This is a genomic window from Peribacillus sp. NPDC097197 (assembly GCF_050278025.1).
Taxonomy (GTDB): Bacteria; Bacillota; Bacilli; order Bacillales; family DSM-1321; genus Peribacillus.
Genome location: NZ_JBNNST010000008.1, coordinates 185,739 through 203,501, shown reverse-complemented (window position 1 = coordinate 203,501; position 17,763 = coordinate 185,739). Strand labels below are relative to the sequence as shown.

Here is a 17,763-nt window from a genome sequence, read left to right as displayed (position 1 = left end):
AACAATAGAGAAGGCGATGTCGCCTTCTCTTTATTCTTTAATTAATTTAAATCCATTGGTATCCAAGATATATTGAATGCCTTGCCTAAAGGAATTGAAGGGACGAAAATCGATATCTATCCGAGTTCGGAGGATCGACTGAGCAAGTTTTGGTCCGATGCCGACCACGACGGGTTCCACACCCATTAAGGACAGGGCCTTGAATATTTTATTGATACCATCCAATTCGAACATATCAAAGTCATGTTTAAACGAAGTGAAATCCAGGATGATATACTCGATTTGGTGATCTCTACAATAGTTCAGGATTTTAGATTGAATCGTTTCTAAACGGTCGGGCGTCATTTTTCCTATGATAGGCACTAAAGCCGTTGAATCGTGGACGGTTGGGATTATCGGCGTATCGATTTCCATAAGCAGTTTTTTGCCTTCCTTGATCGTTTCCTCATATTCCGTTACATCTTGCCATGAGAGGATAAAGCCTGTTCGCTTTCCACTTTCATTCAGTATTTCATCCACCATGATATTGGCACTGAATTTTTTGAAAAGAACGATTTGTGCCGAGTGTGGAAAAGGACCATCCCGAAGAATTTTTTCCTGTCGTTCCCCGTGAAAGGAACTGACGTTTAGTCCAATGAAATCATCGGGATTTGTTATTCTCACATAGGGACCGATGGTTACTAAAAGATCCCTCGCATATTGGTTAAACCAAACAATGGTATGGTCGGAATCCGTTAAAAAGATGTTTTCTTCTATTTTATCCAACAGTTGGTACGTGTTGACGTTATTTAATATATCTGACATGGAGATACCCCTTTATGCGATTTCTTATGATGCTCGCTCGCCAAAAATCGTAACAGATTGAGATGGATCTGTCTATTCTTTATCATATGTTAGCGAGAATGAATAAAGGGTAGTAAAAAGGCATAGGAGTTAAAGCCAATCCCCATGCCAAACTACATCATTTATAAACCGCCCCCGGGATTTTTATGGATGGGTTTCCGGAAGAATAGGGAGCTACTTCGTATTCCTGGAATATTAGATGAATTCCGTCTTTAGCGTAATAAAACTGGGAATGTTTGTTTACGGGAACATCACTTTGTTTATCGACAAAAAAGTCTTCATGTTTGCCCATGTATTTGTAAGCATACTTCTGTACTTTCTTATATTTCTGTTTCGATGTGAGGATGTCGGCAATTTTCATTTGCTTGCCGGAAGATATTTTGAAATTATATGATGTTACAGCGCCGATTCCGTGTGCCCCGCCCTCATATACATAATTGTAGAGCAGGATACTTAGCTTTCCGTCTTGGTTGTACTTCACTTTATATTGGGTCGCATACATATAGTTACACGTTTTCCCATTGCACCACTCTTCATTTTTATCTTCCTTATCCGCTTGTTTCACTTTTAAATAGGATGTATAAGCTTCTTTGGCATGTTTAGTGAATGTTCGGTTGATTTTTTCCTGGGCTGTTTTACTTTTTAGTCCGGATACTTGAGGATACGATAAGTCACTGATACTTTTATACTTCTTCTTGGTAATCTTCACGGGGCTGAACGCTAAATATTTAGTAGATACATAGGATTTTTTGTCTTTGTAACGAATTTCCGACCATCCCGATTTGGTTCTGGAATAGACGGTCACTGATTTTCCTTTCTTTAGGGAGCCGACTTTTTTATAGTTGGTCCCAGGACCGCTCCTGACGGTCAAATCACTGTTCTTCGTATTGACCAAGGCATTTTCGGTAGTGGCAGCGGAAGCAGAGTCAGTTGATAGCAGAAAGTATGAAATAGTTGAAAAAGCTAGTATGGTAGCGAGGACGATTTTTGAGAGGTTTTTGATTGGCCACATGCGCATTCCTCCTAGTGTTATATTTTTACAGTTCCATTATATAAGGGTATTGATTAACTAGATAGTGTTATTTACGTATCAATTATATTACACAGATAATGAGGGGAATAGGATGAAAATTGGACTTGTACGACATTTTAAGGTCAATCATGATTTTCCAACCGGAAAGTATGTGACGGCCGATTTCATGGACCAATGGTTCAAGGATTATGATGAAGCGGATATTGTTTATGGGGAAACTCCACTATTGGATGTGGAGTGGAAGGCTTGCTACACAAGCGATATGTCGAGGGCAGTGAAGACGGCCGAGCATATTTATCCCGATAAAATCATTCAAATGAAGGAACTGCGTGAAATTCCTTCGCCCCCTCTTAAAGGGAAAGTGAAACTGCCCTTCATTCTATGGGCCATCTGGATTCGGTGCTCCTCATTCTTGAACAAACAAACGAGACTGGAAATCAAGAAAGCTGAAAAGCGGATCAATCAAGCACTGGATCAAATCTTGGCAAATGGGGAGCAAGATACCTTGATCGTGAGTCATGCGGCTCTCATGGTGTATATAAGGAAAGAGTTGATCCGAAGGGGGTTCTCTGGTCCGAAGTATGCAGTCGCCAGCAATGGGAGGTTATATATGTTCGAAAAGGTCCCCTTTCCTAAATAAGTGGAAAATAGTTTGTAAGGGGCCACAATGATAGTGGTATGGGTGGTTTGTATCCGTGTAAGTAATGCGAGAAGCTTTTTATTATTCCAGAAAAAGATGTAGGTAATTTCCCCAATAGTTATTCTTTTTCCAACCGTTGTGGTTTATTATTGTAATAGTGCAATTTTTTCGAATATAACGAATGGAAAAGAGGGTGAACGTCTTGGTGAAAGCCATATTTTTTGATTTGGATGATACATTACTCTGGGATCAGAAAAGTGTGAAAGAAGCTTTTGTAGCAACATGTGAAGTGGCACAGGCGAAGTATGACGTAAATATTGGCGAGTTTGAGGAAGCGGTACGCAAGGAAGCACGTGAGCTTTATTCTTCTTATGATACATACGAGTTTACGAAAATGATTGGAATCAATCCTTTCGAAGGGCTTTGGGGAGATTTTCAGGATGACCATGATGAGTTCCGGAAAATGGCCAAGATTGTGCCGATATACCGGAAAGAGGCATGGACAAGAGGGTTGAAGGCCCTAGGAATTGATGATCCGGGATTCGGGGCGGAACTTGCAGAACGCTTTCCGGCTGAGAGACGGAAAAAGCCGTTCATCTATGAAGAGTCCTTCCGTGTGTTGGATGAGTTAAAAGGAAAGTACAAATTGTTATTGCTGACGAATGGTTCACCCCAGCTTCAAAATACGAAGCTTGAAATCACGCCTGAACTTGTTCCATATTTTGATCAGATTGTCATTTCCGGAGCGTTTGGACGCGGAAAACCGGATGCTTCCATTTTTGAGCATGCACTTGAACTCATGAATCTTGATAAGGATGAAGTGCTTATGGTCGGTGATAATTTAATGACGGATATTCTTGGTGCCACACGTGCCGGCATTCAGTCGGTATGGATCAATCGTCATGACAAGGAACGGAATGAAGTCATCCCTACCTTTGAAATCAAACATCTAGAAGAGCTATATCCCATTCTTGAGGGATTAAAAGAATAAAACAGAAATCCCCCTTTATCCGGGGGAATCATTTTATTTCGTTTTATTAAAATGGAGGGGTGGTGGGACCAACCATCCTTTTTTCTTGTTCAAATGAAGGAATTTGGCACCCATAGCTGCATGTTCAGCATGGAATTGTTCGAACATCCCTGCAATATCCTCCCGTATGGATTGGGCTATCATATTGCTACAAGCTATTAAACCGGCGGCAATATCCATGGATATGGAAGCTGCGATTTCCGGGTCCTGAAAGCGGGCGCCAACGGGGATTTCATCAATATCGACTTTTGATCGATCAGGTGGCGTTGGAGGTAATCCGATACCATTTTCCTTTCAATAGTGCCTCCACTTTGGCGATTTCCTGTTTCCCTCTTTCGATTTTTTCTTCAATCAATTTACGCAGATCTTCATCACCAGCATGGTTGAGCAAGGTTTGATGACAAGCGATACAAGCCCTTTGTGGTTGCTAAATAGGTCCACGTTCCAAATACTTCTCCGTAGTGCATCGGTTCTTCTTTTGGATTTCCACTTAATATTCCCATCGTCAACCTCCTTATGAAATAGGCAATCATACTGTAATGTACTCTGTTTCCACACCGTTATTCATCGCAACGAAGAACGATATTTCAATGAGAAATTTGGTCAATGGAAGGGAACAGGCATGAATATTCCCTATCGGTTTACCCATACTAATATTGGTTCCAACATCATACAAGGAGGGGATGTAAGTGCAAAATCAAAATCAACAACAGGGTCAAACACATCAAAATATGCAAACAGGCGCGGTACCTCCGCAAATGAATCATGGTGGTCATGAACTATTTGATGCACACGAAGTGCTAGCGGGGACGATTAGTGTTTTGGATACCTATATGTTGCTCCGTCAACATGTACAGGACCCAGAATTATTGGATATCCTTGATCGTCAATATCAGTTCATCCAACAGGAATATAATACTTCCTTAGAGGCTTTCCAGACGGGGCAAAAACCTTCCGTCCCAACCCAAACCTACAATATGAATCAAGGCAATGATTTTATTTATGGCCTAAAACCATCGAAGCCGAAGAAACCTTACCAATCGGTGTCAGAGATTAATGATCAAGGAATTTCGGGCTTGATGCTAGGGGCTTTGAAATCCAGTGCAACGTTAAAAGCCATGTCCGCACTTGAGATGACAAATCCAGTACTGCGTCGGGTCATCGCTGATTCCGTTCCGAATTGCATAGAGATGGCCTATGAGATTTCGCTTTATCAAAACAAACATCATTATTACCAAGTACCACAGCTTCAACAGCAGGATATGCAACAAATGATAAACTCATTTGCTCCTGCAAGCGGGAATCCAACCAATACCAACAACAATATGACCCATTGATCGGACCATAATCATTAAAGAAGGCGAGCATGCAATATGCTCGCCTTTCCTTGTTTCGATTGTTATTGTTTGAGCTGGTTCAAATCATCAATGCACGTTTGGATGAGCGTGACTGCCTGGCTCATCGCTGCACCACCACCAAATGCAACGGTTACGCCTATTGTTTCAAGTATTTCCTGTTCCGAGCAACCTTGATCGAGGCAGCCTTTCGTATGATAGATTATGCAATATTCATCCTGGGAATATAAGCTTATCCCTAAAGCTATCAGTTGTTTCTGCTTCTTCGATAAGGTGCCTTCTTTAAAGCATTCTTCCGTTAAAGAATTGAACTTTGTTGCAAGTTCAGGCATCTTTTCCGTAAAAGAGCCAATTCCAGCTTTATATTCATGAAGAGCGGCTTCTGTCGTATTCTTCGTTTCATATTCCAAGTTCCATTCAGCTCCATCCCTAATATTCTTTTCCTAGAAATTAGTATGAGCCAAATAGGGATGATTAAACATAAAATCATAGGGATTAAAATTCCGTATTTAGCGGCGGACGGGGTCTGGCGGTTTTATACCATTGAAAGCAAAGCAAACCAATGAGTACGAGGTCGATGGCATCCCCGGCATAGTACATGAGGACGGCTCCGGATTCCGCCTGGTGAGACATGACCCCGATTGGAGGGTTTGCATAGATGTACTTGGATAGGATTCCATGACCGGCTAAAGCAAGGACGAAGATAATGCATCGGAATACGAAACTGAACCGGTGCGGGGCCGGATCGATATAAACCATGGAAGCCGTGAAAAGATAGCCGGCAAGGAATACATGGATATGCACCAACAGATAGAGAGAGGCATGTTGATGCATGGCCGCATACAATTCCGTCGTATAAAGCACCCAAAGCCCTCCGATATTCAAGGTGGACGCTGTGATGGGGTTACTCAAAATGCGTACTGGCCAGGTTTTCAACAGACGTGAAAGACGCCTTGCGTGAGGTACTTTTAATGTGCGGAGCAAAAGAGTCATGGGTGCTGCAAGGACCATCAGCAGTGGAGCAAGCATGCCAAGGAGCAAATGGCTGATCATATGTGCGGTGAAACTAATATGACTCCGGTCTGCTATGGGTCCAATCACTGAAGCGGCAGCACAAGTCACTCCGAACACCCAAAAGAACATTCGGTAAAGTGGCCACTTTTTATGCTTCCGGTTGGAAAGGATCATCGCTGCTATATATAGGACTAAAATGATGGCGAGTAGAATCACCAGAGGGAGTCCGGTAGAAGGCCCACTAGTGATATGGTGGATATGTTCATCCTTCGTCATGATGATTTAGATTCTTTCGCTCTTATTATCGTGCTTCGTCTTGTTAGATAGATGAGGTAGACACCGACTACAATCAATGCCGCAGCAATTATATTCCAAATCATATCGTACGGGAGGATATCCACATCATAACGAATTTGATGCAGCCTCATCAGCTTATGTTGGATGGTCCCGTCATATAATTGGAAGCCACCAGCCCCTAGAAACACACCGCCTTGCCATCTTTTCAACCATAAGGCATTCCGTCTGCGAAGGTCAGCGAACATGAATAAAGAACCGATGGTCGCAAACCAGCTCAAAGCATGAAATAAACCATCAGAAACGAGTCCGATATTGGTCGTCGACTTATCATAAAAATGATGCCAATGCAGGAGTTGATGAAAAACCATTTCATCTATGAAGGCGACAAGGCCAATGCCGAATAAGATGCCCGACCAAAGATTGCGGGACGAATGGATATAGCGATTTTCCGACATGGATTTATTTTTATGGTGCCGTGGTCTAACGTCCATATATGTATCCTCCTTCAATGAATCGTAGGTATACTAAACCGTGAATCCTCTCAGTTTTTTTGAAACTATAAGTCCCCCTACAGTTAAGTATCTTCCATATATTGATAATATCCATTGTTTCTACTATACCACCCGAAGGACAAAATGAACCTCTTATTCAACCAGTATTCACAAATTTTTTTGTGAAGATTTTTGTGGTTTTGGGGCAGGAAATCCGGGTAATAAAATAAACGTGACAGTAATTAGTAACCTTCCATTCGGAAAAAGGAAGGGACGATGTCAACCTAACAGCAAAGAAAGATTCATAAAATAGCACGGATAAAAACTCTAGAAAACTAAAGGAGGAATCATTATGTTTCGTCATCAAAAAGAATTGCAATTTGAAGTGAAACCAGATCGTCCGGATCCTATGCTTGCCCGTCAAATCCAAGAGGTATTGGGTGGACAGTTCGGGGAAATGACAGTCATGATGCAATATTTATTCCAAGGCTTTAACTGTCGTGGAGAAGAAAAGTATAAGGACATGTTGATGGACATTGGTACGGAGGAAATTGGACACGTTGAAATGCTTTGTTCCTTGATTAGTCAATTGCTGGATGGAGCTTCACCCGAAGATCAAGCAGAAGCAGCCAAAGACCCGGTAACAGCAGCCATCATGGGCGGCATCAATCCACAGCATCTGCTTGTAAGCGGACTTGGGGGACTGCCAACGAACTCAAATGGTGTTCCTTGGAACGGTTCCTACATCGTAGCGAGTGGTAATTTATTAGCGGACATGCGTTCAAACCTGCATGCTGAGAGTCAAGGACGTTTGCAGGTAGCGCGTTTGTACCATATGACAAAAGATGAAGGTGTACGTGCGACCTTCCGTAAAATGCTTGCACGCGACCGTTATCACCAATATCAATGGATGGCGGCCATCGCAGAGTTAGAAGAGAAAAATGGTGTGGTCGTGCCGGCTTCCTTCCCACCTGAAGCCGAATTGGAATCACAGAAGGAAGCCTATGAATTCTGGAACCTTTCAGAAGGACAAGAATCAGCAGAAGGTCTATGGGCGACAGGAAGCGCTCCGGATGGAACAGGCGATTTTGTCTATGTAGCCGAGCCCGTTGCAAAAGGTCAAATCCCTAATCCAAAGGTTCCCGCTACTCAATTGCATCATGATCTGGATGGTAAGGCAGTATTGAAATAAGACCTTTTAATTATCAGGTTTTGTAACCTGTCCCTCGGGGGGCAGGTTTTTTCTGATTAGGAAGCAAGGGAATCATGCTTATTTTAACGCTTTCCTAGTTTTGACATTCAATGATTTGCCTGATGCTTTTATTTAGAGTAGCATATAGCTCACAAAAAGGACTGGGGGAGATTATAAATGAAAGCAGTGACAGTGAAGCAACCTGGAGGTGCGGATCAATTAGAATTTGAGGAATTTTCCATTCCACGTATAGGTCCTGGTGATTTGTTGATCAAGGTGCAGGCCTCTGCAATCAACAGAACGGATATCATAGCCAGGGAAGGAAAAGCAGGATACATGACCAATCCCATTTTAGGCATCGAAGTGGCCGGTGAAGTAGTGGAAGCAGCACCTGGAACTCGTATCGATTTAGGAACAAGGGTAATGGGACTCGTTAATGGTGGGGGATATGCAGAATACGCCGTCATGCCCGCGGACCGGGCAATGTTGGTACCGGAAAACCTGACATTTGAAGAAGCTGCAGCCATTCCCGAAGTATTTCTGACAGCTTATCAAACTCTGTTCTGGTTAGGACAAATAAAAGATCAGGATACCGTGTTGATTCATGCCGGAGGAAGCGGAGTCGGTACGGCCGCTATCCAATTGGCTAAACAAATGACCCAAGCAAAGATCATCACAACCGCCGGTTCGGAAGAAAAACTGGAGTTTTGCCAATCCCTTGGGGCGGATGTATGCATCAATTATAAAAAACAATCGTTCGACGAAGAAGTACTGAAGGCTACTGATAATAAAGGCGTGGATGTAATTCTTGATTTCGTCGGTGCTTCATACTGGGAGAAAAATCTTAGAAGTATAGCCACGGATGGACGCTGGGTGTTAATCGGCATCCTGGGCGGAACCGTGGTGAATCAAGTGAACCTGATGGATCTGCTGCTTAAGAGGGTCCATTTGAAGGGTACCTTATTGACTCCAAGAAGCGATGCGTATAAAAAAGAGCTGACAGAAGAATTCGTCCAAAAAGCGATGCCGTTATTCAAACAAGGAAAAATCAGGGCGATAGTGGATCGAGCCTTCCCGTTTGAAGGCGTCCAAGAGGCCCACCGACATATGGAACAGAATAAGAATACAGGGAAAATAGTCATGAAGGTACATGAATAGAAGCAAAGGGGCTGACCAGGAGTTTTCTTGGTCAGCCCCTTTTTCATGATCATCAGAATGTCGATGCAAGCTTTTGAAGGATGCGTTCGATCACTTCATGGATCTGTTCATCCACTTCGCCGTCAATTGCCTCAGGTTTTAGCACTTGTACTGTCTTCGCTTGATAATGATCATAAAGGACATGCTTCAAGGAAAGTCCTTCTTTTAATAAAAAGGAGGAGTCCGTCATGACTTTCAGTGCAGCTTCATCCTGAATGATCAGGATTGTGGGATTCAGCTCATGGAAAATTCCATCTGCCATTCCCTGTGAATAGAACGAGTGGACGGTAGCCAGCCGTTCTTTTCTCGCCTCCATCTTTCTTGAATAGAGTGCGGGACAGCCAATCTTTAAGTCACTCATGAATATGTCAGAGGCATAAAGCGCCGATAAGACCGTTTGCTCATACACCTTTTGAAGCCGGATCTGATACGATAAGGACTCATCGGCAATCATCTGATCGGCTTCATGGATGTAGGCAAGGTAGTATTCGATCACTTCTAAAAGGATTTCTTCTTTTGAGGAAAAGTAATTATATAAAGAAGCCCGGCTTATATTCATCAATTTGGCCATATCTGAAATGGTCAGGGATAGGAACCCTTTCGTACGTACCACGTTCATGATTCTTTTTACATAGGATTTTCTCAATAATTGTTTTTCTTCAGGTGCGATTTTTCGCAAAAACGACACCCCCTTCAATACGAAAATTATATCATACTCCCATTTTCCATGCCTTGAGGCGGATAAGTTTACAAAAAGACGTAAGAGGTTTAAAGTATGAATATAAACACTTTAGACACTATCTATCTATTTTGTCTAAAGTGTTGGGCGGTTGCTTAAGCACATGAACAATCCCCTCGAAGTGAATGACACAATAGATACATGTAAAGGAGAAAACATAAATGATGAATATAGATTTTACTCGTATGTATATAGATGGAGAATGGCAAACAGGGAATAGTGACAAGTCGATGACGAACGTCAATCCTTTTACAGGTGAAGAACTTTTCACCATCCAGGCCGCTACAAAAGAAGATCTGAACAGGGCCTATGAAGCAGCAAGCCTTGCACAGGAAAAGTGGGCTAACGAACTTCCGCAAGTTAAACGGGCAGTGTTGGAAAAAGCCATCCTTGTCATGCAGGATAATAAGGACCTGATCACCGAGTGGATCATTAAAGAATCAGGAAGTACCTTCATGAAGGCTCAGTCTGAATTCCAAGCTTCCCTCAACATCTTGAAAGAGGCTACCACTTATCCATATCGCATGGAGGGGAAAATCCTTCCTTCACAAGTACCAGGAAAAGAAAATCGTGTGTACCGAAATCCATTAGGCGTAATCGGCATCATTAGCCCATGGAATTTCCCTTTCCATCTGGCGATTCGATCTATAGCCCCGGCACTAGCTACCGGAAATGCGGTCGTCATCAAACCTGCTACAGATACACCGGTCACTGGCGGTTTGATCTTTGCCAGCATTTTTGAAGCGGCAGGCCTTCCAAAAGGCTTGTTGAATGTCATTGTCGGGCGCGGATCTGAAATCGGTGATGATATCGTTACCCATCCGACCCCACGCCTGATTTCCTTTACGGGCTCCACGGAAGTGGGTAGGCATATTGGAGAGCTTGCAGGTCGGGGACTTAAGAAAACAGCATTGGAATTGGGCGGAAATAATGCCTTCATCGTGCTTGATGACGCAAATATCGAGCAAGCCGTCGATTCCGCATTATTCGGGAAATTCTATCACCAAGGACAAATCTGTATGGCAATCAATCGGATTTTTGTCCATAAAGACATTTATGACGAATTTGCTGAACGATTCACCCAACTTGCAGGAAAACTTAAATACGGAAATCCTGCGAATGAGGATACCAATGTAGGACCGCTCATCAACCGAGATCAGGTCGATCGTATCTTAAAAGATATAGAAGGAAGCGTTGAGCAAGGAGCCAAGATTCGCTTGGGCGGACAAGCAAATGGCAATGTTCTTCAGCCGACCGTGATCACTGGAGTGACAAATACGATGCCACTTGCTGAGAACGAAATCTTTGGACCGGTTGCCATCTTGATACCTTTTGAAAATGATGAAGACGTAATCCAAATGGTCAATGCGTATCCATACGGCCTAAGCGGATCCGTTCATTCTTCAAATCTTGAACGTGGCACACAAGTCGCTCATAAAATCCACACGGGCATGATTCATGTTAATGATCAATCCGTTAACGATGAGCCACACATGCCTTTCGGAGGAGAAAAAGACTCAGGTCTTGGCCGCTTCAATGGAGAATGGGTACTTGAAGAATTCACGACGTTAAAATGGCTGTCCGTTCAACATAACAGCCGTAATTATGGTCCATTCATCAATAGATTGAAATGAATGGGATAAACCGAAAACATCCAAAGAGAACGTTCTTTGGATGTTTTTTGCACGTATACATTTTTAGAATGATTAAAGGAATCAAAGTATGAATATTCATATTTAATATTTTTCGATTTCACGGGGGATATGATAAGGTACAAGACATATACCACACATCTTATCAAAACATTGAATAAGGAGAGTCGAACATGGGACAAATCAATGAATTGTTTCGAAAAAGAATTGGAATTTCGGAAAGTGAAAAAGTAACGTTTGGAAATATTCCCAATATACTTGAGAAAACGGCCAACACGATTCCCTTTGAAAACTCATCGGTCCTTGCCAAACAATCAAGTGATATCTCCGAAGAAAACATTATGGAGAAAGTCCTGATGAGGAATGAGGGGGGCGTTTGCTATGAACTGAATGCGGCCCTCTATTTTTTCTTCCTCGAAAATGGATTGGAGGTCTCCTTGGTTCGCGGAGTGATATACAACCAAGGATGGTCGATAACCGGAAGAACACATGTAGCCATACTATTAATGCATGAAGGTGAACCCTATTTAGTGGATACGGGTTTTGGAGGCAACTTACCATTAAGGCCAGTACCGTTAAACGGGGAAACCGTTCATTCTAACAATGGGGAATTCCGGGTGAAACGGATGGATACCGATCATGGCAATCATATCCTGGAACTGAAGCTGAAGCATAAAGATCCTGAATGGAGAATAGGATATGCCTTTGATACGGCACATCCTGTAGAACATATGAGGGAATTGAATGAGGTACAAACCATCATCAGGCAACATCCGAATTCACCTTTTAACAAAAGCCGACTGATCACACGACTTACCGACAATGGGAGTATCACGTTGACGGAAACCTCCTTTACCCGATGGGCAGACGGGAAAGTAGAAAAAGAGGAAGTCGATGAGAAACGTTTTAAAGAGATACTGAACCAATACTTCGGATAATGATGCAAATGGTGATAGGCTAACATGACCTGCGTATCACCATGTCTGATTTAATTTGTCACTATAAAAAACGATGGCTTCTTTATACTGTAATATGGATTCGTCAGATGTCGTTTCGACTAAAGTGTTTAGAAGGACTGCCATCGCTTTTTCATATTGCTTTAAATTATATAAGGTCATGGAATAAAAAACTTTTATTTGCTCAGAGTCTGGGAATAATAATAGCGCCTCTTCAAAAAGGTTCTGTGCCTCTACATATCTTCCTATTGATCGATAAGTACTTCCCAATCCTAAATAGGCTCCTTCTAAGTCTTTAGGAGGGAGTCCTAATTGAATGGCTTTTTCGTAATGAGGGACTGCCTCAGTTTCCAATCCCAAATTATCGTAGCACCAAGCCATTTGATACTGAAATATGGCATGGTCAGGTTCTTTATTTATTAATGTTTTCATTACGTTTTTAGCATCTTCAAATCTTCTCGCTTTTCGATATGTGAAAACTTTCATCAGTAAATCATTCATAGTAAAAATCCTCCTGCCTCAGGTTGATTTTGTATAAATTGAAATATGACCATTTATATCAAACTCCATAAAAACCCGCAAGAGAAAAAGAGACCAGGAATAAACGTTTTTATTTTTATATTCACCATATAAGCAGGACTATCATGTATCTCTGTCGAATAAAGTACGTTAGGTGAAAAGAGGATGATGAAAAATGAGTAAAGAGAAATATAAGTTTTATTATGTAAATGGAGTAACGGAAGAGTTAGAGGCAAATGAGCCATTAACTGATCATGCGAGCATCATTAACTTGCAGTTAATTCAGAATGCGACGTGGCTTCAAGTCGGCGGCAAACATATAAATTTGGCAAATGTCATTAGTATTGAGTTTGTTGGGGAACAAGATAGACTGAAACAAGACCCAATCCAGTATAGACCCAATAAATAAAGCGCAAATGTTTTTATTATGGAGTGAAAACTTTACGAAAAAGAATAATCCAGGGATGGTCATTTATGATCGTCCTTTTTCTTATGGGGATGAATTCTGGAAGAAGGGACAAGGCATATAGGTATCTACCCGTCTAGTAGGGTTATCGTACTATTCACCGGTACGAGTGTACTCCTCCCTAGTAAATAAAAACTTTTCATAAGAAATCTAGCCCATCCTCGAAAAGATTCTACTGAACCAGTAATGGATATCCAGCGGATGTTTTATATTTATCCAGACTACAAATATAACATTTTTTTATATTTATGTTATATTATAGGATATAAGTAGTTAGTGAGAAAATACCTAAAAAGGTATATCGGAGGGATTTTATGAAGAAAATTGGTGTACTTAGTTTGTTTTTCATTCTTACTCTTTTAATCTCAGCTTGTGGAAGCAGTGACACAACAGTGAAAGAGAAAGGGAATGGTAGCGCCACAGAAGAGAAAAATGAAAAGGTTTACAAAGTGGGTGTGGATACAACCTACCCACCATTTGAATTTAAAGATGGAAATGATTATAAGGGTATTGATATTGATTTAATCCAGGCGATAGCGAAAGACCAAGGCTTTACGATTGAACTTTCCCCAATGGATTTTGGTGGGATCATCCCGGCACTGCAAGCGAATCAGCTTGATGTGGCCATTGCAGGAATGAGCATCACCGATGAAAGAAAAAAAGTAGTGGATTTCTCGGAGCCATATTTCGATGCCGGATTGACGGTGGTCGTCAATAAGGATAATACGGCCGTTAAATCTGTTGATGACCTTAAAGGAAAAACCGTGGCCGTGAAAAAAGGAACGACGGGTGCCAAATATGCACAAGATAATTCTAAGAAACTAGGAATTAAAGTCGTTCAATTCAATGACAGCCCAGCTATGTTTCAGGAAGTGTCGAACGGAAATGCAGAGGCGCTTATCGAAGATTACCCGGTTATCTCCTATGCAATCACTCAGAAGGACCTAGGCCTACAAATCGTGGGAGATCGTTTGAATGGTGATCAGTATGGCATTGCCGTATTGAAAGGGAAGAATCAGGAGTTGCTTGAACAAATCAATAAAGGACTTGCCAACCTTAAAGAAGACGGAACATACGATGAGATTTTAAAAACATATCTTGGTGAATAAAGGATGCTTAAGGCGCGCTTAAAGCGCGCCTTCTTTTTTGAAAGGAGATGAAAAGAATGGATATCATTGTTTCGGCGTTACCCTATTTATTACAAGGACTGCAAGTGACGCTATATATATTTGTGATTGCCATCATATTAGGTTTTTTAATCGGTTTAGTCGTGGCCATGCTGCGCCTGGCCCCACTCAAGATATTGAATTGGATAGCAAAAATCTATGTAGACGCGATTCGGGGAACTCCCTTTATCGTTCAATTGTTTTTCATCTACTTCGGGATAAACTCCTTGCAATGGATCTCCCTGAACAATACAACGGCTGGGATCATCACCGTTGCAATCAATGCAGGGGCATACTTTGCCGAGATAATAAGAGCGGGCATACAATCCATTGATAAAGGACAAACGGAAGCAGCGAGATCCATCGGATTCACCAGTCCACAAACGATGCGCTACATCGTTCTTCCGCAAGCTTTCAGAAGAATGCTCCCTACTATCACGAACCAATCAATCATCAGTTTAAAAGACACCTCGCTTCTATCGATCATAGGCATTGCGGATTTGACCCAGCAAGGGCAGATTCAGGCGTCGGCGACATTTGAAGCGTTCAAGATTTGGCTGACTGTCGGTGTAGTCTACTTTATCATCATTTATCTGTTAACCTTGCTTGCTAATTTCATAGAGAGGAGGGTCCAATTAAGATGAGCATGATCACGGTGAAAAATTTGAAGAAATCCTTCGGTCAGGTGGAAGTCCTAAAAGATATCAATGCAGTTGTGCAGGAAAAAGAAGTGATTTGCGTTATTGGTCCTTCGGGTTCTGGAAAGAGTACATTCCTTCGTTGCCTTAACCTCCTTGAGGATGTTACGGGTGGGGAGGTAGTGATTAACGGGCATGAGATAACGAATAAAAAAACGAAAATCAATATAAATAAAGTGAGACAAGAGGTAGGGATGGTCTTTCAGCATTTCAATCTATTCCCGCATAAAACCGTTTTGGAGAACATTACATTGGGGCCCATTAAAATAAAGGATATCGAGAAAGGAAAGGCGGAAGAATTCGCATATGGATTACTGGATAAGGTAGGGCTTAGAGAGAAAGCGAAAAGTTATCCCGGAGAGCTATCAGGCGGGCAAAAACAACGGGTGGCCATTGCGAGGGCACTAGCCATGAATCCGAAAATCATGCTTTTCGATGAACCGACTTCCGCACTTGACCCTGAAATGGTGGGGGATGTTCTAGAAGTCATGAAACAGCTGGCCAAAGAGGGGATGACCATGGTTGTGGTCACCCATGAAATGGGCTTTGCCCGGGAAGTCGGGGACCGTGTCCTATTCATGGACGGTGGGTATATCGTCGAAGAAAACGAACCAAATGAATTATTTGGAAATCCTCAGCATGAGCGCACCCAGTCCTTTTTAAGCAAGGTGCTTTAATAGAAAGGGCTTCGTTAGGGGGCTGATGTCGATGTGTAGCGAAAACGATGCGTTTTAAGGAAGGCAACTTACCCTCAAGGGAAGTTGCCGTTTTTGCGCTGGAGAACTTTTTTATGAAGCCTTTTGCATCAACAGATAACCTCTTCTCTACCATGACAAATTCCGAGCTTTTTTGCCTTATTATTTTTGATTTTTATTGATTTACGCTATACTTTATAACAGAACAATAAAAAATGTTATCGTTAAAAGCCACTTGCACCATGGGCTGGAGACTGAAAAATAAGTAGGAACGAAGCGAAATGAAACGGGGAAATTATATGCATAGTAGAAAGAAAAGAAGTAATAAACTGAAGGTCGTTTCCAAAGTAATCCTTATCATAATCGGTGCGCTTATTGCAGCATACGGATTGGAAGCCGTATTGATCCCGAATAACGTATCGGATGGAGGCGTAACAGGGTTAAGCATCGTTGGTTCCCAATTGTTTGGGTTACCGTTAGGCGTTCTGATTGGAATCATTAACATTCCTTTTGTTTGGTTAGGGTATAAGCAAATCGGTAAGAGTTTTGCTTTTTATTCCGTTATCGGCATTGCCTCGTTGGCAGTCGGTACGGTCCTGATGCATCATGTCCCTACAATCATTGAGGGTGATACATTGCTCGTTACCGTTGTCGGAGGGATCATCATCGGTTTTGGTATGGGTCTAGCATTGCGTAATGGTGGGGCATTGGATGGAATCGATATGTTGGCCGTATTGCTTTCTAGAAAATTACCTTTCGGAACAAGTGACCTTATCCTATTCTTGAACACGTTCGTGTTTATTGTCGTTTCCACAGTATTCGGACTACAAGGGGCTATTCTATCGGCAATCGCATACTTTATTGCATCTAAAGTCATTCATATCGTGGAAGAGGGTTTAAGTGGTTCAAAAACTTTCAAAATCATTACGAAACAACCAGAATTAATGGTAGAGACGATTCGCGATCGCTTAGGTCGTGGTGCTACTTATAATGATGCTTATGGCGGTTATTCAAATGAGCTATTCAAGGAAATCACTTGTGTCATTAACCGTTTGGAAGAAAGTAAAATGAAAGAAATCATTTATGAAATCGATAAGAATGCCTTTGTGACCGTATATGACGTAGCTGAAGTCAAAGGCGGCAGTTTCAGGAAGCAAGATATTCATTAAAAGTATCTATACAAGGCAACAAGAAGATGACCTCCGTGCTTTATACGGAGTGTCATCTTTTTTTTCTTTCTTATGAATCATGAAGGATTAAGTATATTGCTAGTATTAAAATAATATCTTAGAACATACACTCTTATTAGGATGGAAAGGAAAGAAGGGAAGGGGAAATATGAATTTCGAGATGCAAATGGCGAGAATGCTGGCTGAAAATATAGATGGTTTTGTGAAGTTTGTCCAAGAACAGTACCAAGACGAACGTAATTGCTTTACATTGAATCGGGATAAACTGTATCAGGTGAAGCTTCTAATAGAAGAGTATAAGTTTCAAATATTAGCGGATGAGCTCCAAAGAATAAATCGATTCACTTGGGATGAAACGTACACATATTTATTGGTTGATAGATTTAGGGAAGGAATGGCCATCATCGATGAATATGTCGAAAATAACTATCAAGATTTATTCATCTTAACTGCTAGAATCTATACCTTGACTAACTTCAGCCTATCCATAGGCAGGAAGGAATCATTCAAGGAAAGTTGAAAAGGGCCCTGTTAGGCCCTTATGTTATTTATATGATTTCATCTTCCTTTTTGGATTTGATTTTTCCTAA

General features: G+C 41.7%; 20 protein-coding genes and 1 pseudogene. 13 read left to right on the top strand and 8 right to left on the bottom strand.

Annotated features, from left to right (window positions below):
• Positions 1 to 30 precede the first annotated feature (30 nt).
• Together ACQKL6_RS12980 and ACQKL6_RS12975 are read right to left on the bottom strand one after the other, a co-directional pair.
• Positions 31 to 804, bottom strand: coding sequence for an STAS domain-containing protein (locus ACQKL6_RS12980; protein WP_402955170.1), 774 nt, complete (start codon positions 802 to 804; stop codon positions 31 to 33).
• Between the two features lie 157 nt (positions 805 to 961).
• Positions 962 to 1,855, bottom strand: a complete 894-nt coding sequence (locus ACQKL6_RS12975; protein WP_427651225.1) for a PdaC/SigV domain-containing protein — start codon at positions 1,853 to 1,855, stop codon at positions 962 to 964.
• A 112-nt stretch (positions 1,856 to 1,967) separates the two neighbouring features.
• Between ACQKL6_RS12975 and ACQKL6_RS12970 the strand changes: the two genes are divergently transcribed.
• Entirely contained in the window at positions 1,968 to 2,516 is a 549-nt protein-coding gene (locus ACQKL6_RS12970; protein WP_402990755.1) for a histidine phosphatase family protein, read from the top strand.
• A gap of 202 nt (positions 2,517 to 2,718) precedes the next feature.
• Positions 2,719 to 3,507 carry an HAD family hydrolase gene (locus ACQKL6_RS12965; RefSeq protein WP_427651224.1) on the top strand — a complete coding sequence of 263 codons (789 nt, stop codon included), beginning with the start codon at positions 2,719 to 2,721 and terminating at the stop codon, positions 3,505 to 3,507.
• A gap of 33 nt (positions 3,508 to 3,540) precedes the next feature.
• Here the strand turns inward: ACQKL6_RS12965 and ACQKL6_RS12960 are convergent.
• A pseudogene (locus tag ACQKL6_RS12960) lies at positions 3,541 to 4,049 on the bottom strand (DUF3231 family protein).
• A 228-nt stretch (positions 4,050 to 4,277) separates the two neighbouring features.
• Between ACQKL6_RS12960 and ACQKL6_RS12955 the strand changes: the two are divergent.
• A complete protein-coding gene (locus tag ACQKL6_RS12955) occupies positions 4,278 to 4,883 on the top strand; it encodes a spore coat protein (protein WP_402868498.1) in 606 nt (201 codons plus the stop codon).
• A gap of 62 nt (positions 4,884 to 4,945) precedes the next feature.
• Here the strand turns inward: ACQKL6_RS12955 and ACQKL6_RS12950 are convergent, their stop codons facing one another.
• The 3 genes from ACQKL6_RS12950 to ACQKL6_RS12940 form a co-directional block, all read right to left on the bottom strand.
• A complete protein-coding gene (locus tag ACQKL6_RS12950) occupies positions 4,946 to 5,311 on the bottom strand; it encodes a carboxymuconolactone decarboxylase family protein (RefSeq protein WP_402867474.1) in 366 nt (121 codons plus the stop codon).
• A gap of 85 nt (positions 5,312 to 5,396) precedes the next feature.
• Complete coding sequence (locus tag ACQKL6_RS12945) at positions 5,397 to 6,191, bottom strand: cytochrome c oxidase assembly protein (RefSeq protein WP_427651223.1); 795 nt, start codon at positions 6,189 to 6,191, stop codon at positions 5,397 to 5,399.
• Positions 6,188 to 6,703, bottom strand: coding sequence for a DUF2243 domain-containing protein (locus tag ACQKL6_RS12940; RefSeq protein WP_427651222.1), 516 nt, complete (start codon positions 6,701 to 6,703; stop codon positions 6,188 to 6,190). Before ACQKL6_RS12940 ends, ACQKL6_RS12945 begins: the two co-directional genes overlap by 4 nt.
• A gap of 352 nt (positions 6,704 to 7,055) precedes the next feature.
• Here ACQKL6_RS12940 and ACQKL6_RS12935 point away from each other — a divergent pair, with 352 nt between their 5' ends.
• A complete protein-coding gene (locus tag ACQKL6_RS12935) occupies positions 7,056 to 7,895 on the top strand; it encodes a manganese catalase family protein (protein WP_402867477.1) in 840 nt (279 codons plus the stop codon).
• Between the two features lie 177 nt (positions 7,896 to 8,072).
• On the top strand, positions 8,073 to 9,053 hold the full coding sequence (locus ACQKL6_RS12930; protein WP_402990743.1) for an NAD(P)H-quinone oxidoreductase: 981 nt from the start codon (positions 8,073 to 8,075) through the stop codon (positions 9,051 to 9,053).
• Between the two features lie 52 nt (positions 9,054 to 9,105).
• Here ACQKL6_RS12930 and ACQKL6_RS12925 read toward each other — a convergent pair whose 3' ends face one another.
• Positions 9,106 to 9,771: a TetR/AcrR family transcriptional regulator gene (locus ACQKL6_RS12925; RefSeq protein ID WP_402990740.1), complete on the bottom strand. Its 666-nt coding sequence runs from the start codon at positions 9,769 to 9,771 to the stop codon at positions 9,106 to 9,108.
• Positions 9,772 to 9,995: 224 nt separating this feature from the next.
• On the opposite strand from ACQKL6_RS12925, the gene ACQKL6_RS12920 reads away from it, so the two are divergent.
• Entirely contained in the window at positions 9,996 to 11,465 is a 1,470-nt protein-coding gene (locus tag ACQKL6_RS12920; RefSeq protein ID WP_402990789.1) for an aldehyde dehydrogenase family protein, read from the top strand.
• 191 nt (positions 11,466 to 11,656) lie between these two features.
• The gene (locus tag ACQKL6_RS12915; RefSeq protein WP_402867480.1) at positions 11,657 to 12,421 is read left to right on the top strand and encodes an arylamine N-acetyltransferase family protein; all 765 of its coding nucleotides are present in this window, start codon (positions 11,657 to 11,659) and stop codon (positions 12,419 to 12,421) included.
• A gap of 36 nt (positions 12,422 to 12,457) precedes the next feature.
• Here ACQKL6_RS12915 and ACQKL6_RS12910 read toward each other — a convergent pair whose 3' ends face one another.
• Positions 12,458 to 12,940 (bottom strand): tetratricopeptide repeat protein, encoded by a 483-nt coding sequence (locus tag ACQKL6_RS12910; RefSeq protein WP_402867481.1) that lies wholly within the window; start codon positions 12,938 to 12,940, stop codon positions 12,458 to 12,460.
• A 193-nt stretch (positions 12,941 to 13,133) separates the two neighbouring features.
• On the opposite strand from ACQKL6_RS12910, the gene ACQKL6_RS12905 reads away from it, so the two are divergent.
• The 6 genes from ACQKL6_RS12905 (at position 13,134) to ACQKL6_RS12880 (ending at position 17,693) form a co-directional block, all read left to right on the top strand.
• A complete protein-coding gene (locus ACQKL6_RS12905) occupies positions 13,134 to 13,367 on the top strand; it encodes a hypothetical protein (protein WP_402867482.1) in 234 nt (77 codons plus the stop codon).
• Positions 13,368 to 13,738: 371 nt separating this feature from the next.
• Positions 13,739 to 14,533: a transporter substrate-binding domain-containing protein gene (locus ACQKL6_RS12900; protein WP_402990734.1), complete on the top strand. Its 795-nt coding sequence runs from the start codon at positions 13,739 to 13,741 to the stop codon at positions 14,531 to 14,533.
• A gap of 56 nt (positions 14,534 to 14,589) precedes the next feature.
• Positions 14,590 to 15,234, top strand: a complete 645-nt coding sequence (locus ACQKL6_RS12895) for an amino acid ABC transporter permease (RefSeq protein WP_402867484.1) — start codon at positions 14,590 to 14,592, stop codon at positions 15,232 to 15,234.
• Positions 15,231 to 15,965 (top strand): amino acid ABC transporter ATP-binding protein, encoded by a 735-nt coding sequence (locus tag ACQKL6_RS12890; RefSeq protein ID WP_427592043.1) that lies wholly within the window; start codon positions 15,231 to 15,233, stop codon positions 15,963 to 15,965. Before ACQKL6_RS12895 ends, ACQKL6_RS12890 begins: the two co-directional genes overlap by 4 nt.
• A 299-nt stretch (positions 15,966 to 16,264) precedes the next feature.
• The gene (locus ACQKL6_RS12885) at positions 16,265 to 17,152 is read left to right on the top strand and encodes a YitT family protein (protein WP_427651221.1); all 888 of its coding nucleotides are present in this window, start codon (positions 16,265 to 16,267) and stop codon (positions 17,150 to 17,152) included.
• Positions 17,153 to 17,321: 169 nt separating this feature from the next.
• A complete protein-coding gene (locus tag ACQKL6_RS12880; RefSeq protein ID WP_402867487.1) occupies positions 17,322 to 17,693 on the top strand; it encodes a hypothetical protein in 372 nt (123 codons plus the stop codon).
• Positions 17,694 to 17,763 lie beyond the last annotated feature (70 nt).